This window comes from Pseudomonas sp. FBCC-B1667 (assembly GCF_059133255.1).
Map to the genome: position 1 here is coordinate 1921332 of NZ_CP101437.1, position 20914 is coordinate 1942245.

A 20914-nucleotide genomic window follows, 5' to 3' on the forward strand; every position below is an offset into this window, starting at 1 on the left:
CGGTCATGGCACTGAGCCGAGCCGCGCGCCTGGCACCCGTGGTGGAGATGGCCGAAAAGGCCGAGAAAGCTGCGGTCATGCGCCTCGGGCATTTTCAGGGCCAGGTGCGTGTGGCGGAGAGCAAACTCGCCGACCTTGAAGCTTTCCGCCTCGAATACCAGGAGCAATGGATCGTGCGCGGCAGCAGTGGCGTATCCGGCCAGTGGTTGCTGGGGTATCAGGGCTTCCTGGCGCAACTCGGTACGGCCATCGATCAGCAGCGGCAGAGCCTGAATTGGCATCAAAACAACCTGAACAAGGCGCGCGATACCTGGCAGCAGGCGTTCGCCCGTGTTGAAGGTTTGCGAAAACTTGTACAACGCTACATGGACGAGGCACGGCAGCTGGAAGACAAGCGCGAGCAGAAATTGCTTGATGAGCTGTCGCAGCGCTTGCCCAGACATGATCCGTATTGAACAATCGTCGGACCTTGCTCCCCTTCCAACCAAGTGCTAAACCTTGTACAGCACGTTAGCCAAAGACAAGGAAGCCGTTAAATGACAGTCCATGCAGAAGTATCCCAGGATGGGAAAACACTCACGATTTCGGTCAAGGGACGATTCGATTTCAACAAGCATCAGACATTTCGTGAGTCCTACGAAAACGTTCTGCCAAAACCCAAATCCTTCGAAGTGAACTTGAAGGACGCCACCTACCTCGACAGCTCCGCGCTGGGCATGCTGCTCCTGTTGCGGGATCACGCCGGGGGTGAAAACCCCGATATTCGCGTGGTCAATAGCAGTTCGGACGTGAGGAAAATCCTCGCCATCTCCAATTTCGACAAACTGTTCGACATCACTTGACTGTCGTGCAGTCGCTCGAACCCCTGACGATTCTCATCGCCGAAGACAGCGCGGCCGATCGCATGCTGCTGTCGAGCATCGTCCGCCGCCAGGGCCATAACGTGCTGACCGCCGCCGATGGTGCTGAGGCGGTCGAAACGTTTCGTCAGCAGCCGCCGCACCTGGTGTTGATGGACGCGATGATGCCGGTGATGGACGGTTTCGAGGCGGCGCGGCAGATCAAGCTGCTCGCCGGGGAAACCCTGGTGCCAATTATCTTCCTGACCTCGCTCAGCGAAAGCGAAGCCCTGGCCCGATGCCTGGAGGCCGGCGGCGACGATTTTCTGGCAAAGCCCTATAACCCGGTGATCCTGGCCGCCAAGATCAAGGCGATGGATCGCTTGCGCCGTTTGCAGGCCACCGTGTTGCAGCAGCGCGACCTGATCGCCAAGCATCATGACTATTTGCTGAATGAGCAGCGGGTGGCCAAGGCGGTTTTCGACAAGGTCGCGCATTCCGGCTGCCTGAGTGCGCCGAATATTCGCTACCTGCAATCGCCTTATGCCCTATTCAACGGTGATCTGCTATTGGCTGCCTTCACCCCGGCCGGCGACATGCACGTGTTGCTGGGGGATTTCACCGGTCATGGTTTGCCGGCAGCCGTGGGCGCCATGCCGCTGGCGGAAGTCTTCTATGGCATGACTGCCAAGGGTTACGGCTTGTCCGAGACCCTGCGAGAGATGAACGCCAAGCTCAAACGCATTCTGCCGGTGGACATGTTCTGCTGCGCAACCTTGCTGTGTCTGAGCTTTCAGCGACGTTCGGTGGAGGTCTGGAATGGCGGTATGCCGGACGGTTATCTGCACACCATCGCTACGGGTGAGCGCAAGCCGCTGAGCGCGCGCCATCTGCCACTGGGTGTACTGAGCCCGCAAACCTTCGATGACCGCACCGAAGTATTCCCGATGGCCCTAGGGGATAGAGTGTTTCTGTTGTCTGACGGGGTCATCGACACCTGCGATGGTAATGAGCAGTTGTTTGGCGTGGACCGGTTGCAACAGGTGTTTGCAGCCAATCGTCAACCTGACGCGCTGTTCGGGGACATCGAACAGGCCCTTCGGGATTTTGGCGGTGAGGCCCGCGATGATGTGAGCATGGTCGAAGTCAGCCTGCTGGAGGCGGCGCAACTGAGCCCGCCAGCGCTGGTGTACTCCGACAGCGGTCAGTCCTGTCCGCTGGACTGGTCGGTGAATTTCGAATTTCGCGCCGAGACCCTCAAGCGGTTTAATCCGCTGCCCTACCTTTTGCAGTTGTTGCTTGAGGTCCACGGGTTGCGGGCTCAAAGCGGCGCGCTCTACAGTGTGCTCGCCGAGCTGTATTCCAATGCACTGGAACACGGCGTGCTCGGGCTGGACTCAAGCCTCAAGCGCGATGCGTCGGGTTTTGCTCGTTATTACCAGCAGCGCAATGAGCGGTTGGAGGCGTTGCAGGACGGTTATGTGCGGGTGCATTTGCAGGTCGCGCCAGAAGGCAAGGGCGGCTGTCTGTTGGTTCGGGTTGAAGACAGTGGCAAGGGGTTCGACGTGGCGCGAGTGCTGGAACGCCCCCTTGATGGCGTCCGTCTGTCGGGTCGAGGCATCAGCCTTGTCCGCCAGTTGGGCCGTAACGCGAGCTGGTCTGACGAGGGGCGTAGTGCACGCGTGGAGTTTTTCTGGGAGGCTCTGGCATAATTCACCCATTCTTGATCAAGGAGTGAGCAAGTGGCTGACACACATCTGGACCGCGATTTACTGAATGCGTTGCAGGAAGTCATGGAGGAGGGGTATCCGGAGCTGTTGGATACTTTCATCGCCGACTCCGAGGAGCGTTTGCGCGTCTTGCGAAACGCTGATGATGCCGCGCAACTCATGAGTGCCGCTCACAGTTTCAAGGGCAGCAGCAGCAATATGGGCGCCGTTCGCCTGGCCGAGCTCTGCCATGAGCTGGAACAGCGCGCCAAGCAAAAATGCCCCGCAGGCATTGAGAAGCTGGTGGGAGAAATCGACGGCGAATTCGCCATCGTCCGACCGCTTTATGAAGCGGAAAAGCAGCGCTGTCTCGCCGGATAATCTGACCTCCCGGCGCTTTTAGCGCTGGGTGGACAAACCTGGCTCGACCCTTGCAGTCATCTCGTTCAACTGTACCTACGATCCCAGTGCAGCGGAGACCGTTTTATGCCCGTTACCCCCAATTCACTTCTTCAGGCCAGCACAGCGGCCAAGACGCTGGCCGCGTCCGCCAATACCCCGGCGGTGGCTGCCGAGCCAGGGGACAAGGCGTCCAGCTTCGCTGAGGTCTACGCCGATCAGGCTCAGGACAAGCCTGTCGTGGTCGATAATAAACCGGTCAAACCGGCGTCTGACAATGCAGCGCAAGGCACTGCAAGAAAAGACGTCAGCAGCGACAAGGCTGCCGCCCCGGAACCCGCGGTTGCCGATAGCGGCAATTCCTTGCCCGCCGATAAACCGGCGCAGACCGAGGAGGCGGTTGCCAGCGATGTCGCGCCGGATACCACTGAGACGCCGGTAGTCGACGCGGCGCCTGTCGATCCGAATCTCGATCCGTCCCTTGATCCGGCCTTGATGGCGGCTGTGCAGCCGGTGATCACGGTGCCCGTCGAGCCGGCCGCTCCGGTTGTCGTTGCCGCGCAACCGCAAGTCGCGACGCCCGTTGCCGCGCCTGCGCAAGCGGTGGCTGCACCCGTCGCGGCAACCGCCGACAGTGATTTCGATCCTGAAGCCGATCCACTCGATGCCCTGCCAGCGGTGCGTCTGGCCATGGAACAAAGTGGTCATGTTTCTGCGTCCAGCCAGTCCCAGCCCAAAGTATCGCCGGCCCCGCCCCAGGCTCAGGCTGACGGCGAACTGACCTCGGCGCAGAACTTTGCCGCCGGCATGGCGAGCATGCTCGACCTGCAAACCGACAAGGACAGCACCAGTCAGGGTGGCGAGAAAGCGTTCAGCGGCCTGATCGATGACGGCCTGAAAGACTTGAAATCCGCCAGCAGCGATACCCGCGTCGATGATTTTGCCAACCGTCTGGCGGCGTTGACTCAAGCGGCTACGCCGAAAACAGCCAATGCATTGCCTGTGAATCAGCCCATCGCCATGCACCAGAGTGGCTGGACTGAAGAAGTGGTCAACCGGGTCATGTACCTCTCCAGCGCCAACCTCAAAGCAGCCGACATTCAGTTGCAGCCTGCCGAACTGGGGCGTCTGGATATCCGGGTGAACATGGTTCCGGACCAGCAGACCCAGGTCACCTTCATGAGCGCCCATCCAAGCGTACGCGAAGCACTGGACAGCCAGATGCATCGCCTGCGTGACATGTTCACGCAGCAGGGTATGGGGCAGGTCGACGTCAACGTGTCCGATCAGTCGCGTGGCTGGCAAGGGCAGGGCCAGGAGCAGGCGCAACAGGGGCAGGGTGGTCGCACCAACGCCGCGGGTGGTCGTGTCGACTCAATGGATGAAGAGCTTGCACCGACCGTGGCTGAAGTGGCCCAAGCCGCCACCAGCGTGATTGGCTCCAGCGCCGTCGACTACTACGCCTGATAAAACGCAAAACCTGTGGGAGCGAGCCTGCTCGCGAAAGCGGTGTATCAGCCAACAACGCTGTTGGATGTGAAGCCACCTTCGCGAGCAGGCTCGCTCCCACATTTGTTTGTGGTGTCCCTGACATCCCCGCCCGGCACCCTCCCGACACTTCTGGCATAACACTTGCTCTTGCCTTGCCGTGCGACTGTGAAAACCCGAATAGTGACGGATTATTGGCATGGCGAAGAGCGAAGCAGTAGTAAAAGACCCCGCAACCAAAGGCAAGATCAAGCTGATTGTTTTGATCGTGGTGGCCTTGCTGCTGGCGATCGGCATGTCCGTGGGGGCGACCTGGTTCTTCATGCACAGCGCCCAGAGCAAACCGGCTGCGGTGGAAACCGTCGTGGTCGGCAAGCAGCCCGCGATTTTCGAACCCATGGCGCCGGCCTTCGTGGCCAACTACAACCAGAATGGTCGTCAGCGCTACATGCAGGTGAGCATCACCATGCAGGGCCGTAATCAGGCCGATCTGGAAGCGCTCAAAGTGCACATGCCGGTGATCCGCAATAACCTGGTCATGCTGTTCTCCGGACAGGATTTCACCACCCTGGCGACGCCGGTTGGCCAGGAAATGTTGCGTCAGAAGGCCACGGCCAGCGTGCAGGAAGTGGCGCAGAAAGAACTCGGCAAAGTGGTTATCGAACAGTTGCTTTTCACTAATTTCGTACTGCAGTAGGAACACGACATGGCCGTGCAGGACCTGCTGTCCCAGGATGAGATCGATGCGCTGTTGCATGGCGTCGACGATGGTCTGGTACAGACCGATAACGTTGCTGAACCCGGCAGCGTCAAAAGCTACGATCTGACCAGCCAGGATCGCATCGTCCGCGGACGCATGCCGACCCTGGAAATGATCAACGAGCGTTTCGCCCGCTACACCCGTATCAGCATGTTCAACATGTTGCGCCGCTCGGCGGACGTTGCCGTCGGTGGTGTGCAGGTGATGAAGTTCGGCGAATACGTGCACTCGCTGTACGTTCCGACCAGCCTCAATCTGGTCAAGATCAAGCCCTTGCGCGGCACCGCGCTGTTCATCCTCGACGCCAAGCTGGTGTTCAAGCTGGTGGACAACTTCTTCGGCGGCGATGGCCGTCACGCCAAGATCGAAGGGCGTGAATTTACCCCGACCGAACTGCGCGTGGTGCGCATGGTGCTGGAGCAGGCCTTCGTCGATTTGAAGGAAGCCTGGCAGGCGATCATGGAAGTGAACTTCGAGTACATCAACTCGGAAGTGAACCCGGCCATGGCCAACATCGTCGGCCCAAGCGAAGCGGTGGTGGTGTCGACCTTCCACATCGAACTCGATGGCGGTGGTGGTGACCTGCACGTGACCATGCCGTACTCGATGATCGAGCCGGTGCGCGAAATGCTCGACGCAGGTTTCCAGTCGGACCTCGACGATCAGGACGAGCGCTGGGTCAACGCCCTGCGTCAGGACGTGCTGGATGTCGATGTGCCGATCGGTGCCACGGTTGCCCGTCGCCAGTTGCGCTTGCGCGACATCCTGCACATGCAGCCGGGGGACATTATCCCGGTCGAGATGCCGGAAGAAATGATCATGCGCGCCAATGGCGTGCCTGCGTTCAAGGTCAAGATGGGCTCGCACAAAGGCAACCTCGCGTTGCAGGTGATCGAGCCGATCGAGCGCCGCTGACCGGCGCTCAAACCTCCTTTTTTAACAGACTGCTACTAACCGAATTTTTGCCCGCCGAGGACAAATGATGAACGACGATATGAACGCGCAGGACGACCAGGCGCTGGCTGATGAATGGGCTGCGGCCCTGGAAGAAACCGGTGACGCCGGTCAGGACGATATCGACGCCTTGCTGGCTGCCGATACCGCTGGCTCGTCGTCCAACCGTCTGCCGATGGAAGAGTTCGGCAGCGTGGCGAAAAACAATGATCCGGTCAGCCTGGAAGGTCCGAACCTGGACGTGATCCTTGATATCCCAGTGTCGATTTCCATGGAAGTGGGCAGCACTGACATCAATATCCGCAACCTGCTGCAACTCAACCAGGGGTCGGTGATCGAGCTCGATCGTCTGGCCGGTGAGCCGCTGGACGTGCTGGTCAACGGCACGCTGATTGCTCACGGTGAAGTGGTCGTGGTCAACGAGAAGTTCGGCATCCGCCTGACGGACGTGATCAGCCCAAGCGAACGCATCAAGAAGCTGCGCTAAGTGAAAAAGGTTCTGGGGTGTGTACTGGCGATGCCGATCAGTGCGCTGGCTGCCGAGACGGTAGCGACCGCTACGACGGCGGCCGCGCCGGCGGTCAGCAGTGGTGTGGCGGGGCAATTGACGCAGTTGGTGTTCGGCTTGCTGCTGGTGCTGGGGTTGATTTTCTTCCTCGCCTGGCTGTTGCGCCGGGTCCAGCAGGCCGGGCCGGCCGGCAAAGGGCAGGTGATCGAGCTGATCGGCTCCCGTGCACTAGGCCCTCGCGATCGTCTGATGCTGGTGCAGGTCGGCAACGAACAGATCCTGCTCGGCCTCAGCCCTGGCACCATCACCGCGCTGCATGTGCTCAAGGAGCCGGTGCAAGTGCCGGATGTGACTGAAAAAGCGACCCCGGAGTTTGCCCAGCGTCTATTGGAGATGCTCGGCAAGGATCAGAAGGATAAGAAGTAATGGGTGCGTTACGCCTCGTCTTGACGCTGGCCCTGATGCTGGCTGCGCCGCTGGCGTTCGCCGCCGATCCGTTGTCGATCCCGGCGATCACGCTGGGCACCAACGCCAATGGCGCTCAGGAATACTCGGTCAGCCTGCAAATCCTGCTGATCATGACCGCGCTGAGTTTCATCCCGGCGTTCGTCATGCTGATGACCAGCTTCACGCGGATCATCATCGTCTTCTCGATCCTGCGTCAGGCCCTGGGCCTGCAGCAGACCCCGTCCAACCAGATCCTCACGGGCATGGCGCTGTTTCTGACGCTGTTCATCATGGCGCCCGTATTTGATCGGGTGAATCAAGACGCCTTGCAGCCGTATCTGGCGGAAAAACTCACCGCTCAGGATGCCGTCGCCAAGGCCCAGGTGCCAATCAAGGACTTCATGCTGGCGCAGACGCGCAGCAGCGATCTTGAATTGTTCATGCGCCTGTCCAAGCGCACCGACATCGCGTCGCCGGATCAGGCGCCGCTGACCATTCTGGTGCCGGCGTTTGTCACGTCGGAGCTCAAAACCGCGTTCCAGATCGGCTTCATGATCTTCATTCCGTTCCTGATCATCGACCTGGTCGTGGCCAGTGTGTTGATGGCGATGGGCATGATGATGCTCTCACCGCTGATCATTTCCCTGCCGTTCAAAATCATGCTGTTCGTGCTGGTGGATGGCTGGGCATTGATCATCGGCACCTTGGCAAGCAGCTTCGGCGGTGTGTCGCCATGACGCCGGAAGTCGCAGTAGACATTTTTCGCGAAGCGCTATGGCTGACCACCATGATGGTCGCCATTCTGGTGATTCCAAGCCTGCTGGTCGGCCTGTTGGTGTCGATGTTTCAGGCGGCCACGCAGATCAACGAACAGACGCTGAGCTTCCTGCCGCGTTTGCTGGTGATGTTGGTCACACTGATCGTTGCCGGCCCATGGCTGGTGCAGACGTTCATGGAGTACATCCTGCAGTTGTACGGCAGTATTCCTCTGGTCATTGGCTAGACCATGCCGTCGCTGTTGCAGCTGACCGACACCCAGATCAGTACCTGGGTGGCGACGTTCATGTTGCCGCTGTTCCGCATCGGCTCGTTGTTGATGGTCATGCCGGTGTTCGGTACAACGCTGGTGCCCAAGCGCGTGCGCCTTTACTTCGCATTGGCGATCACCGTGGTGATTGCGCCTGGGCTGCCGCCGATGCCGCCGGTCAGTGCGCTGGACTTGAGCGGGCTGCTGCTGATTGCCGAGCAGATCCTGATTGGCGCGATTCTGGGTTTTGCCTTGCAGCTGTTCTTTCAGGCTTTCGTGGTCGCCGGGCAAATCGTCTCGATTCAGATGGGCATGGGCTTCGCGTCGATGGTCGACCCCACCAACGGCGTTTCGGTGGCGGTGATCGGACAGTTTTTCACCATGCTGGTGACGCTGCTGTTCCTGTCGATGAATGGCCATCTGGTGGTGTTTGAAGTCCTGACTGAAAGCTTCACCACCATGCCGGTTGGCAGCGGGTTGTTGGTCAATCATTTCTGGGAACTGGCCGGCAAGCTCGGTTGGGTCCTGGGGGCCGCGTTGTTACTGGTGTTGCCGGCGATCACGGCGCTGTTGGTGGTCAACATCGCATTTGGCGTAATGACCCGCGCCTCGCCGCAACTGAACATTTTCTCTATCGGCTTCCCCCTGACTCTGGTGCTCGGGTTGTTTATCGTCTGGGTCGGGTTGGCGGACATCATCAATCAGTATCAACCGCTGGCCACCGAGGCCTTGCAGTTTTTACGCGAACTGGCACGGGCGCGCTGAGTCATGGCTGAGAGCGAAAGCGGTCAGGACAAAACAGAAGACCCCACGGACAAGCGCAAAAAGGACTCCCGGGAAAAGGGTGAGATTGCGCGATCCAAGGAGCTCAACACGCTCGCGATCATGCTCGCCGGCGCCGGCGCCCTGCTGATTTTCGGCGGTGCCCTGGCGCAGGAAATGATGGAATTGATGCGGATGAACTTCACGCTGTCGCGGGAGGTGATTCTGGATCAGCGCAACATGGGTATCTTCCTCCTACATTCGGGGCAGATTGCGCTGGTGGCGATTCAGCCGGTGATGATCACCTTGCTGTTAGCTGCATTGATCGGTCCGATCTCCCTCGGTGGCTGGTTATTCGCGGCGGGCTCAATGGCGCCGAAATTCAGCCGCATGAACCCTGCGGCCGGACTGAAGCGGATGTTCTCACCCAAGTCGCTCGTCGAACTGCTCAAGGCGCTGGCAAAATTCCTGATCGTGCTGTTCGTGGCGTTGGCGGTGTTGTCTTCCGATATCGACGACTTGATGCGCATCGCGCACGAGCCGTTGGAAATGGCGGTTATTCACAGCCTGCAGGTGGTGGGCTGGAGCACCTTGTGGATGGCCTGCGGGCTGATCATCATCGCCGCCGTCGACGTGCCGGTGCAGCTGTGGGAAAGCCACAAGAAACTGCTGATGACCAAGCAGGAAGTGCGCGACGAGCACAAGGATCAGGAAGGGCGGCCGGAGGTCAAGCAACGCATTCGCCAATTGCAGCGCGAGATGTCGCAGCGGCGGATGATGGCGGCCATTCCCGAGGCTGACGTGGTTATTACCAACCCGACGCACTACGCCGTCGCCCTCAAGTACGACCCGGACAAAGGCAGCGCGCCGGTGCTCCTGGCGAAGGGCAGCGACTTCCTGGCCTTGAAAATCCGCGAAATCGCCGTGGCCAACAATGTGCTGCTGCTCGAATCGCCCGCCCTGGCGCGTTCGATCTATTACTCCACCGAGCTGGAGCAGGAAATCCCCGGTGGCCTGTACCTGGCTGTCGCCCAGGTATTGGCCTACGTCTACCAGATCCGCCAGCACCGCGCGGGCAAAGGCAAGCCGCCTGAGCCGCTCAAGGATGACCTGCCGATTCCACCGGATCTGCGCCGCGATTCCTGACCCACCGCTGTAGCAAAAAACGCCAATCAATCCCTCTGTTTAGCTCCTCTGCAAAAGTTGGAAGGCTTCTTGCAATAGCCGCTTTGCGCCAGCTTCAGGCGTCAAAAGTTTGCTTTAAAGGAACGGGGAAAACCGTGGATCGCTCTCAGTTATTCAACAGTGCTCGCACAAACGTTGCCGACTTAAGTCGGGGCAATCTGGGCGTGCCGTTGTTGCTGCTGGTCATGCTGGCGATGATGATGCTGCCGGTGCCGCCGTTCCTGCTGGACGTGTTCTTCACGTTCAACATTGCGCTGTCGATCGTCGTGCTGCTGGTCTGCGTCTACGCCTTGCGGCCGCTGGATTTCGCGGTGTTCCCGACCATTCTGCTGGTCGCGACGTTGCTGCGACTGGCGCTGAACGTGGCCTCCACGCGGGTGGTGATGCTCCACGGTCAGGACGGCCACGCCGCCGCCGGTAAGGTGATCCAGGCCTTCGGTGAGGTGGTGATCGGCGGTAACTACGTGGTCGGTATCGTGGTTTTCGCGATTTTGATGATTATCAACTTCGTCGTGGTGACCAAGGGTGCCGGGCGGATTTCCGAGGTGAGCGCGCGCTTCACCCTCGATGCAATGCCCGGCAAGCAAATGGCAATCGATGCCGATTTGAACGCCGGCCTGATCGACCAGAACCAGGCCAAACTGCGCCGGATGGAAGTCGCCCAGGAAGCCGAGTTCTACGGTTCCATGGACGGTGCCAGCAAATTCGTGCGCGGTGACGCCATCGCCGGCCTGTTGATTCTGTTCATCAACCTGATCGGCGGCATGGCGGTCGGTATCTTCCAGCACGGCATGAGCTTCGGCGACGCCGGACGCGTGTATGCCTTGCTGACCATCGGTGACGGTTTGGTGGCGCAATTGCCATCACTGCTATTGTCGACCGCGGCGGCGATCATGGTGACCCGCGCTTCCGGCTCGGAAGACATGGGCAAGCAGATCAATCGCCAGATGTTTGCCTCGCCTAAAGCGTTGGCTGTGGCGGCAGGTCTGATGGCGGTGATGGGGCTGGTGCCCGGCATGCCGCACTTTTCTTTCCTGAGCATGGCAGCCCTGGCGGCTGGCGGTGCGTACCTGTTCTGGAAGAAGCAGAACGTGGTCAAGGTCCAGGCCCTGCAAGAGGTCAAGCGTCAGCAGGAACTGCTGCCTTCGCCGGCTCGCGCCATGGAGACCAAGGAACTTGGCTGGGATGACGTCACCCCAATTGACATGATTGGCCTGGAAGTCGGCTATCGCCTGATCCCGTTGGTGGACCGCAATCAGGGGGGACAACTGCTGGCGCGGATCAAGGGCGTGCGCAAGAAGCTGTCCCAGGACCTGGGCTTCCTGATGCCGACGGTGCATATCCGTGACAACCTCGACCTGGCACCGAGTGCGTATCGCCTCACACTGATGGGTGTGATTCTGGCTGAAGCCGAGATCTACCCGGATCGCGAGCTGGCGATCAACCCCGGGCAGGTCTACGGCACACTTAATGGCATAACCGCCAAAGATCCGGCTTTTGGGCTGGAGGCGGTCTGGATCGAAATCAGCCAGCGCGCTCAGGCGCAATCACTCGGATACACCGTGGTCGATGCCAGTACGGTTGTGGCCACCCACTTGAACCAGATTCTGTACAAGCACTCCAGCGAACTGATCGGTCACGAAGAAGTCCAGCAACTCATGCAATTGCTGGCCAAAAGCTCGCCTAAGCTGGCTGAGGAATTGGTACCCGGCGTGGTTTCGCTGTCGCAGTTGCTCAAAGTGTTGCAGGCGCTGCTGGCCGAACAAGTGCCCGTGCGGGATATTCGCAGCATCGCCGAGGCGATCGCCAACAACGCCGCCAAGAGTCAAGATACTGCCGCTTTGGTGGCCGCTGTGCGGGTCGGCGTGTCCCGCGCAATCGTCCAAAGCATTGTAGGCACTGACTCCGAGCTACCAGTGATCACCCTGGAGCCAAGGTTGGAACAAATATTGCTCAATAGTCTTCAGAAGGCAGGACAAGGCTCGGAAGAGGGCGTTCTGTTGGAGCCAAGCATGGCAGAGAAGCTGCAGCGCTCGTTGATCGATGCGGCGCAGCGTCAGGAAATGCAAGGTCAACCGGTGATTCTGCTGGTGGCCGGCCCGGTTCGCGCCATGTTGTCGCGATTTGGCCGACTGGCAGTCCCGGGTTTGCATGTGTTGGCTTATCAGGAAATCCCTGACAACAAGCAAGTGACCATCGTTGCGACAGTAGGGCCCAACGGCTGAGGTAGTGGTTTATGCAAGTTAAGCGTTTTTTCGCCGCCGATATGCGTCAGGCCATGAAACTGGTTCGTGATGAGCTGGGCGCCGATGCCGCCATTATTGGCAATCGCCGGATCGCCGGTGGTGTCGAGCTGACAGCTGCGCTGGATTACAAATTGTCGGCGCTGGCCCCGCGTGTTCCGAACATGGAACTCGAGGATGAGCTGCGCAAGACCCAGACGCGCATCGTCACTGCCCAGGCCGAATTGAGCCTGCGCGGCGATGGCGAGACCGAAGGCGACAAGACCACCAATCGCCAGTTGTTCGCCGGCCTGCCACTCACCGCTGCAGAACCACTGATCGAACCGACCTACGCCGAACCGCGTCGCTCGGCGCCTGCCCCGGCACCGGCCGCTGGCGGCGTTGACCCACGTGCATTCGACTCGATGCGTTTCGAGCTCAACAGCCTGCGCGAACTGATGGAAGTACAGCTCGGTTCGCTGGCCTGGAATCAGCTGCAAGGCAGCCGTCCGGCCCAGGCCAATCTGTGGCGTCGCCTGCAACGTATCGGCCTGTCCGGCCCGTTGTCACGCGATCTGCTGGCAATGATCGGTGATATCGATGAGCCCCGTCAGGCCTGGCGCATGTTGCTGGCGCACCTGGCGCGGATGATTGCCACACCGGAAGTCGAGCCACTGGAAGAGGGCGGCGTGATTGCCATGGTCGGTCCCGCCGGCATGGGCAAGACCACCACCTTGGCCAAGCTCGCGGCCCGTTACGTGCTCAAGTACGGCGCGCAGAACATTGCGCTGGTGAGCATGGACAGCTTTCGCATTGGCGCCCAGGAGCAACTCAAGACCCTGGGCCGTATCCTTAATGTGTCGGTGACCCACGTCGATCCGGGCCAATCACTGGTTCAGGCGCTGGAACCACTGCTGCGCAAACGCGTGGTGCTGATCGATACCGCAGGCCTTCAGGCCAGCGATCCAGCCCTGCGCATGCAGCTCGAAAGCCTGGCCGGACGTGGCATCAAATCAAAAAATTACCTGGTGCTCGCAACCACCAGCCAGAAACAGGTTCTAACAGCCGCTTATCACAGTTACAAACGCTGCGGGCTCGCTGGCTGCATCCTGACTAAACTGGATGAAACGGCAAGTCTGGGCGAAGTGCTGAGCCTGGCGATCAGTCATGAATTGCCGGTGGCGTACCTGACCGATGGCCCGCGGATCCCGGATGATTTGCATCTGCCGCGTCGTCATCAGCTGGTCAGTCGCGCCGTCAGCGTGCAAATGCAGGAAGAACCCAGCGAAGAAGCCATGGCTGACATGTTCGCTGATATTTACCACAGCCCGACCAAGCAGGTTGGCTGAGGTATTAATGAAAAGTTTTTGTACCTACATCGATGGTCTGCCATGCATTGTTCAGTTGCTGAACGCGCAGCCAGTAATGTGGCCTCCGTCTATGCAAGACAAGGTAAAGAAATAACATGGGCAGCATGCATCCCGTACAGGTGATCGCGGTGACCGGCGGCAAAGGTGGCGTCGGCAAGACTAACGTGTCAGTGAATTTGTCACTGGCCCTGGCCGAGCTCGGCCGTCGCGTCATGCTGTTGGACGCTGACCTGGGTCTGGCGAACGTCGACGTCCTGCTGGGGCTGACACCCAAACGTACACTGGCCGACGTCATCGAAGGCCGCTGCGAGCTGCGCGACGTTCTGTTGCAGGGCCCGGGCGGTATTCGAATCGTTCCGGCCGCGTCCGGCACACAGAGCATGGTTCACTTGAGCCCGGCTCAGCATGCCGGCCTGATCCAGGCGTTCAGCGACATCGGCGACAACCTCGACGTATTGGTGATCGACACCGCTGCGGGCATAGGTGACTCGGTAGTCAGTTTTGTTCGGGCAGCGCAGGAAGTCTTGCTGGTGGTCTGCGACGAGCCGACCTCCATCACCGACGCCTACGCACTGATCAAACTGCTTAACCGCGATTACGGCATGAACCGCTTCCGCGTCCTGGCCAACATGGCCCAGAGCCCGCAAGAAGGTCGCAACCTGTTCGCCAAGTTGACCAAGGTCACCGACCGCTTTCTCGACGTTGCCTTGCAATACGTCGGCGCGGTGCCTTACGACGAAAGCGTGCGCAAGGCTGTGCAGAAACAACGTGCCGTGTATGAAGCCTTCCCGCGTTCCAAGTGCGCCCTGGCGTTCAAGGCTATCGCGCAGAAAGTTGATACCTGGCCGCTGCCTGCCAACCCGCGCGGGCACCTTGAATTTTTCGTCGAGCGCCTTGTGCAACAGACCGCAGGACCCGTCCTATGACAGCCAGTGGCTACAACCTCTACAAGAAGTCGGCACGTGACGCGCAGTACGAGCTGATCGAGCGTTACGCGCCACTGGTCAAACGCATTGCTTACCACTTGCTGGCCCGTCTGCCGGCCAGTGTCCAGGTTGAAGACCTGATCCAGGCCGGGATGATCGGCCTGCTTGAAGTGTCGACCAAATACGACGCCAGCAAAGGCGCCAGTTTCGAGACGTACGCGGGCATACGAATCCGCGGCGCCATGCTTGATGAAGTACGCAAGGGGGACTGGGCGCCACGCTCGGTTCACCGAAATACCCGTATGGTCAGCGACGCAATTCGCTCTATTGAAGCTAAAACCGGCCGTGACGCTAAAGATCACGAGGTTGCGGCCGAACTCCAATTGAGCCTCGACGATTATTACGGGATTTTGAACGACACCCTGGGCAGCCGCTTATTCAGTTTCGACGATCTGTTGCAGGACGGCGAACACGAAGGGCTGCACGAGGATGGCGCGAGTGCTCATCTCGAACCGTCACGCGATCTGGAAGATGAACGCTTCCAGGCGGCGCTGGCGGACGCGATTGCCAATTTGCCGGAGCGCGAGCGACTGGTGTTGGCGCTGTACTACGACGAAGAGTTGAATCTCAAGGAAATCGGTGAGGTCCTGGGGGTCAGCGAATCGCGGGTCAGCCAGTTACACAGCCAGTGCGCGGCCCGTTTGCGGGGGCGTTTGGGGGAGTGGCGAGCGCGCTGAAGGCAGTGTGGGGACACTGCGAACGGGGCTGGTGCGGATTTGAACGGCACCGGTCGCGATCTGTTGTGCTCCAGACAGTCATCGAGTGAATTGCCGAATTGATTGAAATGGCGCGTCCAGGTGCTGGGCGCGTTTAAGACTGCTTGGAGGTCGAATTGGACAAGAACATGAAAATCCTCATCGTTGATGACTTCTCAACGATGCGGCGAATCATAAAAAACCTGTTGCGTGACCTTGGGTTCACCAACACGGTCGAGGCCGACGATGGCACTACTGCCATTCCGGTTCTCAACAGCGGGAGCATCGATTTTCTGGTCACGGACTGGAACATGCCTGGCATGACCGGTATCGATCTGCTGCGCCACGTCCGCGCCGATGAAAAGCTCAAGCACCTGCCAGTGCTGATGGTGACTGCTGAAGCCAAGCGCGAGCAGATCATCGAAGCGGCCCAGGCCGGCGTCAACGGCTATGTGGTCAAACCCTTCACGGCCCAGGCGTTGAAAGAAAAAATCGAGAAGATTTTCGAACGCATCGGTTGATCCACTGCGCCACGGGGGAGCTATGGAGCATAAAGAATCTTCACAGGGCGATTTTGAATCGACCCTGAAAAAACATGCCGTCGAACTGGTCGCCAGCCTTGAAAAAGGCAGGTTCGGCGAGGCTGTGCAACTGATCCATGAGCTCAATCAGACCCGTGACCGTGGCCTGTATCAAGAAGTGGGCAAGCTCACTCGCGAGCTGCACAGCGCGATCGTCAATTTCCAGATTGACCCGAACATGCCGCAAGCCGAGGAAGTGTCGCAGATCACGGACGCCACCGAGCGCCTGGGGTATGTGGTCAAGCTGACCGAGGCTGCGGCCAACCGCACCATGGACCTGGTAGAAAGCGCCACGCCGCTGGTCAACAGCTTGAGCGAAGAAGCCCAGGCCTTGAGCACGGACTGGAGCCGGTTCATGCGCCGCGAAGTCGGGGCTGAAGAGTTCCGTGAGTTGGCCCGCCGCGTCGACGGTTTCCTGACACGCAGCACGCAGGACAACCGCACGGTGTCGAGCAACCTCAACGACATCCTGCTGGCTCAGGATTACCAGGACCTCACCGGTCAGGTGATCAAGCGCGTGACCCAATTGGTCACCGAAGTTGAAAGCAATTTGCTCAAGCTCGTCCTCATGGCCAGCCAGGTAGACCGCTTTGCGGGTATCGAACATGACCGTGAATCGATGCTCGCCGAAAAAGATCCACAAAAACATCTCTCTCAGGGTGAAGGTCCGCAGATCCATGCCGATAAAAGAGAAGACGTTGTGTCCGGTCAGGACGATGTGGACGATTTGCTATCCAGCCTGGGATTTTAGAGTTTTAGCATTCTAGGTTTTTTAGGTTTTTAGACCTGTAGGAGCACCCCCTTAATGAGCTTCGGCGCCGATGAAGAGATCCTTCAGGATTTCCTGGTTGAGGCCGGCGAGATTCTAGAGCAACTGTCCGAACAACTGGTCGAGCTGGAAAGCCGACCGGATGACGCGGACTTGCTCAATGCAATTTTTCGCGGTTTTCACACTGTAAAAGGGGGCGCCGGCTTCCTCCAGCTCAACGAACTGGTGGAGTGCTGCCACATCGCCGAGAACGTGTTCGACATCCTGCGCAAGGGTGAGCGTCGCGTTGACTCGGAACTGATGGACGTGGTCCTCGAAGCGCTGGACGCGGTGAACAGCATGTTCGGCGAAGTCCGCGAGCGCAGCCCGGTTACGGCGGCGACCCCGCAATTGCTGGAGGCCCTGGCCCGTTTGGCCGAGCCGCAAACGGCAGACGAAGCTGCGCCGGTTGCTCACGTGGCTGAAGCACCTGCCGTCGAAAGCGAATCGGGTGACATCACCGATAACGAATTCGAACAACTGCTGGACTCGCTGAACGCCGTCAAGGCTCAGGCCGAGGCGCCAGTGGTTGCAGCTGCACCTAAGCCTGCCAGCGATGCCGCTGCCAGCGACGAAATCACCGATGCCGAGTTCGAGTCGTTGCTCGATCAATTGCACGGCAAAGGCCAGTTCGCCGTCGATGCCGTGGCGCCTGCGCCCGCCGCACCGGCTGCGCCGATAGCGGCAGGCGACAGCTCTGACATCACCGACGACGAATTTGAAGCACTGCTCGACCAGTTGCACGGCAAAGGCAATTTTGCGGTGGATGCGCTGGAGTCGGCCATTGCTTCGGTACCGGCTTCGCCTGCGCCAACCGCTGCCGCGGTGGGCGGGGATCTGATCTCCGATCACGAGTTCGAATCGCTGCTCGACGAATTGCACGGTAAAGGCAAGTTCACCGACGTGGCGACAGGCTCTGTCGTTACTGCCGCGGCGCCCGTCGCCAAGGCAGCGGCACCTGTGGCCAAGGCGCCAGAACCGAAAGCCGAGGCACCGAAACCGGCTGCCGCGGCCGCACCGGCCCCGGCCCGTGCTCCGGCCGCGCCGCCACCGGAAAAGCCAGCGAGCGAAGCCGAGACCACCGTGCGGGTCGATACCGCGCGTCTCGACGAAATCATGAACATGGTCGGCGAATTGGTACTGGTGCGTAACCGCCTGGTTCGCCTGGGTGCCAACAGTGCCGACGAGGCCATGTCCAAGGCCGTGTCGAACCTCGACGTGGTCACGGCTGACCTGCAAACCGCGGTCATGAAGACCCGGATGCAACCGATCAAGAAAGTTTTCGGGCGCTTCCCGCGCCTGGTTCGCGACCTGGCTCGCCAGCTCAAGAAAGAGATCAACCTGGAACTGGTCGGCGAAGAAACCGACCTCGACAAGAACCTCGTCGAGGCCCTGGCCGATCCGCTGGTCCACTTGGTGCGCAACGCGGTCGACCACGGCATCGAGTCGCCGGAAGAACGCGAAGCCTCGGGCAAGTCCCGTGGCGGTCGAGTGGTCCTTGCGGCGGAACAGGAAGGCGACCACATCCTGCTGTCGATCTCCGATGACGGCAAAGGCATGGACCCGCACGTCCTGCGTTCCATCGCGGTAAAACGCGGTGTGATGGACAAGGACGCGGCGGATCGCTTGAGCGACACCGAGTGCTACAACCTGATTTTCGCACCAGGGTTCTCGACCAAGACCGAGATTTCCGATGTGTCGGGTCGTGGCGTGGGCATGGACGTGGTGAAAACCAAGATTTCCCAGCTCAACGGTTCGATCAACATCTACTCGACCAAGGGCCAGGGCTCGAAGATCGTCATCAAGGTTCCGTTGACCCTGGCGATCATGCCGACGCTGATGGTCATGCTAGGCAACCAGGCGTTTGCGTTCCCGCTGGTGAACGTCAACGAGATCTTCCACCTCGACCTGTCGACCACCAACGTGGTGGACGGCCAGGAAGTGGTGATCGTGCGCGACAAGGCACTGCCACTGTTTTACCTCAAGCGCTGGCTGGTCAGCTCCGCCGCTCACGAAGAGCAGCGTGAAGGCCATGTGGTGATCCTTTCGGTGGGTACTCAGCGGATCGGCTTTGTCGTCGATCAGTTGGTCGGCCAGGAAGAAGTGGTCATCAAGCCATTGGGCAAAATGCTCCAGGGAACCCCGGGCATGTCGGGCGCCACCATCACCGGTGATGGCCGCATTGCGCTGATTCTCGATGTTCCGAGCATGCTCAAGCGTTACGCCACGCGGCGTATTTGATTCTGGTGGGGCGGGGCGACTGAGCCTCGCTCCGTCTAACGGAGTGTTTATGGCAGTCAAAGTCCTGGTGGTGGACGATTCGGGGTTTTTCCGCCGCCGCGTCTCGGAAATTCTTTCAGCGGATTCGAATATCCAGGTCGTCGGAACGGCGACTAACGGAAAAGAGGCGATCGATCAGGCTCTGGCCCTCAAGCCGGACGTGATCACGATGGACTACGAAATGCCCATGATGGACGGCATCACCGCCGTTCGGCACATCATGCAGCGCTGCCCGACGCCGGTGTTGATGTTCTCCTCGCTGACGCACGAAGGCGCCCGGGTGACCCTTGATGCGCTGGACGCCGGCGCCGTGGATTTCCTGCCGAAGAATTTCGAAGACATTTCCCGTAACCCGGAGAAGGTCAAGCAACTGCTGTGCGAAAAGATCCTGAGCATTTCGCGCAGTAACCGTCGCGCCAACACTTACAGCGCACCGGCTCCGGTCGCCGCGCCAGCCCCGACGCCTGCGCCTTCGAGCACCAGCAGTTACGCCAGCCACACACCGTCGCGTCCAGCGCCTGCTCCGATCCCGGCGCGCACCCATGGGCCTGTGTCGTCCGGCCCATCGTCGCCTGCACCGAAACGCAAGGCCTACAAACTGGTGGCCATCGGCACGTCCACGGGCGGCCCGGTCGCGCTGCAACGGGTCCTGACCCAGTTGCCGGCGAACTTCCCGGCTCCGCTGGTGTTGATCCAGCACATGCCGGCGGCGTTCACCAAGGCCTTTGCCGAACGTCTGGACAAGCTCTGCCGCATCAGCGTCAAGGAAGCCGAGGATGGCGACATCCTGCGTCCTGGCCTGGCGTTGCTGGCACCGGGTGGCAAGCAAATGATGATCGATGGCCGTGGCGCGGTGAAAATCCTGCCGGGCGACGAGCGTCTGAATTACAAACCCAGCGTGGACATCACCTTCGGTTCGGCCGCCAAGTCCTACGGCGACAAAGTTCTGGCGGTCGTGTTGACCGGCATGGGTGCTGACGGTCGTGAAGGGGCTCGCCTGCTCAAGCAAAGTGGCAGCGCGATCTGGGCTCAGGATGAAGCCAGTTGCGTGATCTACGGCATGCCGATGGCCATCGTCAAAGCCGATCTCGCCGATGCGATCTACGGGTTGGAAGATATTGGCAAGCACCTGGTCGAGGCGTGTATCTGATGGATGTTTTAAGCCTGATTGGCATCATCATGGCGTTCGTCGCCATCATTGGCGGCAACTACCTTGAAGGCGGCCACCTCGGTGCGCTGGCCAACGGCCCGGCAGCCCTGATCGTATTGGGCGGGACCATCGGCGCAGCCTTGCTGCAATCGCCGATGAGTGCGTTCAAGCGTGCCATGCAAATTCTTGGCTGGATTCTGTTTCCGCCGCGCGTTGACCTGGCCGGTGGCATTGATCGCGTGGTGAACTGGAGCCTGACGGCTCGCAAGGAAGGTTTGCTCGGTCTGGAAGGGGTGGCCGATGCCGAACCTGACAGCTACTCGCGCAAAGGCCTGCAACTGCTGGTTGACGGTGCCGAACCGGAAGCGATTCGCAGCATTCTGGAAGTGGATTTCTACACCCAGGAAAGCCGCGACATCGAGGCCGCCAAAGTCTTCGAAAGCATGGGTGGCTACGCGCCGACCATCGGGATTATCGGCGCGGTGATGGGCCTGATCCATGTCATGGGCAACCTGGCCGATCCGACCCAACTGGGCAGCGGCATTGCCGTGGCCTTCGTCGCTACGATCTACGGCGTGGCCAGTGCCAACCTGGTGTTGCTGCCGATTGCCTCCAAACTCAAGTCCGTGGCCTTGCGCCAATCGCGGTATCGCGAAATGTTGCTGGAAGGGATCCTGTCGATCGCCGAAGGTGAAAACCCTCGCTCTATTGAGTTGAAGCTTCAGGGCTTCATGGATTGATAGG

22 protein-coding genes are annotated in these 20914 nt (G+C 59.9%); all 22 read left to right on the plus strand.

Features of this window, described 5'->3' with window-relative positions:
- Positions 1 to 5 precede the first annotated feature (5 nt).
- The 22 genes from fliJ to NL116_RS08615 all read left to right on the plus strand — a co-directional run bounded on the left by fliJ (position 6) and on the right by NL116_RS08615 (position 20910).
- Positions 6 to 455: a flagellar export protein FliJ gene (gene fliJ, locus NL116_RS08510; RefSeq protein ID WP_123434038.1), complete on the plus strand. Its 450-nt coding sequence runs from the start codon at positions 6 to 8 to the stop codon at positions 453 to 455.
- A gap of 81 nt (positions 456 to 536) precedes the next feature.
- Positions 537 to 842, plus strand: a complete 306-nt coding sequence (locus tag NL116_RS08515; RefSeq protein WP_494376798.1) for an STAS domain-containing protein — start codon at positions 537 to 539, stop codon at positions 840 to 842.
- Between the two features lie 5 nt (positions 843 to 847).
- Positions 848 to 2551 (plus strand): ATP-binding SpoIIE family protein phosphatase, encoded by a 1704-nt coding sequence (locus NL116_RS08520; protein ID WP_494376799.1) that lies wholly within the window; start codon positions 848 to 850, stop codon positions 2549 to 2551.
- 30 nt (positions 2552 to 2581) lie between these two features.
- The gene (locus tag NL116_RS08525; RefSeq protein ID WP_494376800.1) at positions 2582 to 2929 is read left to right on the plus strand and encodes an Hpt domain-containing protein; all 348 of its coding nucleotides are present in this window, start codon (positions 2582 to 2584) and stop codon (positions 2927 to 2929) included.
- A 105-nt stretch (positions 2930 to 3034) separates the two neighbouring features.
- Positions 3035 to 4414, plus strand: coding sequence for a flagellar hook-length control protein FliK (locus tag NL116_RS08530; protein ID WP_494376801.1), 1380 nt, complete (start codon positions 3035 to 3037; stop codon positions 4412 to 4414).
- A 220-nt stretch (positions 4415 to 4634) separates the two neighbouring features.
- Complete coding sequence (fliL, locus tag NL116_RS08535) at positions 4635 to 5132, plus strand: flagellar basal body-associated protein FliL (RefSeq protein ID WP_494376802.1); 498 nt, start codon at positions 4635 to 4637, stop codon at positions 5130 to 5132.
- 9 nt (positions 5133 to 5141) lie between these two features.
- Positions 5142 to 6110 carry a flagellar motor switch protein FliM gene (gene fliM, locus NL116_RS08540; protein WP_027922363.1) on the plus strand — a complete coding sequence of 323 codons (969 nt, stop codon included), beginning with the start codon at positions 5142 to 5144 and terminating at the stop codon, positions 6108 to 6110.
- Between the two features lie 67 nt (positions 6111 to 6177).
- Entirely contained in the window at positions 6178 to 6636 is a 459-nt protein-coding gene (gene fliN / locus NL116_RS08545; RefSeq protein WP_027922364.1) for a flagellar motor switch protein FliN, read from the plus strand.
- Entirely contained in the window at positions 6637 to 7083 is a 447-nt protein-coding gene (fliO, locus tag NL116_RS08550; protein ID WP_494376803.1) for a flagellar biosynthetic protein FliO, read from the plus strand.
- The gene (fliP, locus tag NL116_RS08555; protein ID WP_494376804.1) at positions 7083 to 7841 is read left to right on the plus strand and encodes a flagellar type III secretion system pore protein FliP; all 759 of its coding nucleotides are present in this window, start codon (positions 7083 to 7085) and stop codon (positions 7839 to 7841) included. Before fliO ends, fliP begins: the two co-directional genes overlap by 1 nt.
- Positions 7838 to 8107 carry a flagellar biosynthesis protein FliQ gene (gene fliQ, locus NL116_RS08560; RefSeq protein ID WP_494376805.1) on the plus strand — a complete coding sequence of 90 codons (270 nt, stop codon included), beginning with the start codon at positions 7838 to 7840 and terminating at the stop codon, positions 8105 to 8107. Before fliP ends, fliQ begins: the two co-directional genes overlap by 4 nt.
- Before the next feature lie 3 nt (positions 8108 to 8110).
- Positions 8111 to 8896: a flagellar biosynthetic protein FliR gene (gene fliR / locus NL116_RS08565; RefSeq protein ID WP_494376806.1), complete on the plus strand. Its 786-nt coding sequence runs from the start codon at positions 8111 to 8113 to the stop codon at positions 8894 to 8896.
- A 3-nt stretch (positions 8897 to 8899) separates the two neighbouring features.
- Positions 8900 to 10039: a flagellar biosynthesis protein FlhB gene (flhB, locus tag NL116_RS08570; RefSeq protein WP_494376807.1), complete on the plus strand. Its 1140-nt coding sequence runs from the start codon at positions 8900 to 8902 to the stop codon at positions 10037 to 10039.
- Between the two features lie 134 nt (positions 10040 to 10173).
- Positions 10174 to 12303, plus strand: coding sequence for a flagellar biosynthesis protein FlhA (gene flhA, locus NL116_RS08575; protein ID WP_494376808.1), 2130 nt, complete (start codon positions 10174 to 10176; stop codon positions 12301 to 12303).
- Positions 12304 to 12314: 11 nt separating this feature from the next.
- On the plus strand, positions 12315 to 13649 hold the full coding sequence (flhF, locus tag NL116_RS08580; protein ID WP_494376809.1) for a flagellar biosynthesis GTPase FlhF: 1335 nt from the start codon (positions 12315 to 12317) through the stop codon (positions 13647 to 13649).
- 116 nt (positions 13650 to 13765) lie between these two features.
- Positions 13766 to 14596 carry a flagellar synthesis regulator FleN gene (gene fleN / locus NL116_RS08585; protein WP_003222917.1) on the plus strand — a complete coding sequence of 277 codons (831 nt, stop codon included), beginning with the start codon at positions 13766 to 13768 and terminating at the stop codon, positions 14594 to 14596.
- Positions 14593 to 15333, plus strand: coding sequence for an RNA polymerase sigma factor FliA (gene fliA, locus NL116_RS08590; protein ID WP_007894214.1), 741 nt, complete (start codon positions 14593 to 14595; stop codon positions 15331 to 15333). The genes fleN and fliA overlap by 4 nt, the downstream gene beginning before the upstream one ends.
- A gap of 167 nt (positions 15334 to 15500) precedes the next feature.
- The gene (locus tag NL116_RS08595; protein ID WP_003183998.1) at positions 15501 to 15872 is read left to right on the plus strand and encodes a chemotaxis response regulator CheY; all 372 of its coding nucleotides are present in this window, start codon (positions 15501 to 15503) and stop codon (positions 15870 to 15872) included.
- A gap of 22 nt (positions 15873 to 15894) precedes the next feature.
- A complete protein-coding gene (locus NL116_RS08600; RefSeq protein WP_494376810.1) occupies positions 15895 to 16683 on the plus strand; it encodes a protein phosphatase CheZ in 789 nt (262 codons plus the stop codon).
- 54 nt (positions 16684 to 16737) lie between these two features.
- Complete coding sequence (locus tag NL116_RS08605; RefSeq protein WP_494376811.1) at positions 16738 to 18981, plus strand: chemotaxis protein CheA; 2244 nt, start codon at positions 16738 to 16740, stop codon at positions 18979 to 18981.
- Between the two features lie 49 nt (positions 18982 to 19030).
- The gene (locus NL116_RS08610) at positions 19031 to 20170 is read left to right on the plus strand and encodes a protein-glutamate methylesterase/protein-glutamine glutaminase (protein WP_494376812.1); all 1140 of its coding nucleotides are present in this window, start codon (positions 19031 to 19033) and stop codon (positions 20168 to 20170) included.
- Positions 20170 to 20910, plus strand: a complete 741-nt coding sequence (locus NL116_RS08615) for a flagellar motor protein (protein ID WP_027922374.1) — start codon at positions 20170 to 20172, stop codon at positions 20908 to 20910. Before NL116_RS08610 ends, NL116_RS08615 begins: the two co-directional genes overlap by 1 nt.
- The last annotated feature ends 4 nt before the right edge of the window (positions 20911 to 20914 follow it).

Bases quoted from the DNA above. Each gene is read 5' to 3' on its own strand.
- fliJ (WP_123434038.1), top strand. From the start codon at position 6: ATGGCACTGAGCCGAGCCGCGCGCCTGGCACCCGTGGTGGAGATGGCC.
- NL116_RS08515 (WP_494376798.1), top strand. From the start codon at position 537: ATGACAGTCCATGCAGAAGTATCCCAGGATGGGAAAACACTCACGATT.
- NL116_RS08530 (WP_494376801.1), top strand. From the start codon at position 3,035: ATGCCCGTTACCCCCAATTCACTTCTTCAGGCCAGCACAGCGGCCAAG.
- fliL (WP_494376802.1), top strand. From the start codon at position 4,635: ATGGCGAAGAGCGAAGCAGTAGTAAAAGACCCCGCAACCAAAGGCAAG.
- fliM (WP_027922363.1), top strand. From the start codon at position 5,142: ATGGCCGTGCAGGACCTGCTGTCCCAGGATGAGATCGATGCGCTGTTG.
- fliN (WP_027922364.1), top strand. From the start codon at position 6,178: ATGAACGACGATATGAACGCGCAGGACGACCAGGCGCTGGCTGATGAA.
- fliP (WP_494376804.1), top strand. From the start codon at position 7,083: ATGGGTGCGTTACGCCTCGTCTTGACGCTGGCCCTGATGCTGGCTGCG.
- fliQ (WP_494376805.1), top strand. From the start codon at position 7,838: ATGACGCCGGAAGTCGCAGTAGACATTTTTCGCGAAGCGCTATGGCTG.
- fliR (WP_494376806.1), top strand. From the start codon at position 8,111: ATGCCGTCGCTGTTGCAGCTGACCGACACCCAGATCAGTACCTGGGTG.
- flhB (WP_494376807.1), top strand. From the start codon at position 8,900: ATGGCTGAGAGCGAAAGCGGTCAGGACAAAACAGAAGACCCCACGGAC.
- flhF (WP_494376809.1), top strand. From the start codon at position 12,315: ATGCAAGTTAAGCGTTTTTTCGCCGCCGATATGCGTCAGGCCATGAAA.
- fleN (WP_003222917.1), top strand. From the start codon at position 13,766: ATGGGCAGCATGCATCCCGTACAGGTGATCGCGGTGACCGGCGGCAAA.
- fliA (WP_007894214.1), top strand. From the start codon at position 14,593: ATGACAGCCAGTGGCTACAACCTCTACAAGAAGTCGGCACGTGACGCG.
- NL116_RS08595 (WP_003183998.1), top strand. From the start codon at position 15,501: ATGAAAATCCTCATCGTTGATGACTTCTCAACGATGCGGCGAATCATA.
- NL116_RS08600 (WP_494376810.1), top strand. From the start codon at position 15,895: ATGGAGCATAAAGAATCTTCACAGGGCGATTTTGAATCGACCCTGAAA.
- NL116_RS08605 (WP_494376811.1), top strand. From the start codon at position 16,738: ATGAGCTTCGGCGCCGATGAAGAGATCCTTCAGGATTTCCTGGTTGAG.
- NL116_RS08610 (WP_494376812.1), top strand. From the start codon at position 19,031: ATGGCAGTCAAAGTCCTGGTGGTGGACGATTCGGGGTTTTTCCGCCGC.
- NL116_RS08615 (WP_027922374.1), top strand. From the start codon at position 20,170: ATGGATGTTTTAAGCCTGATTGGCATCATCATGGCGTTCGTCGCCATC.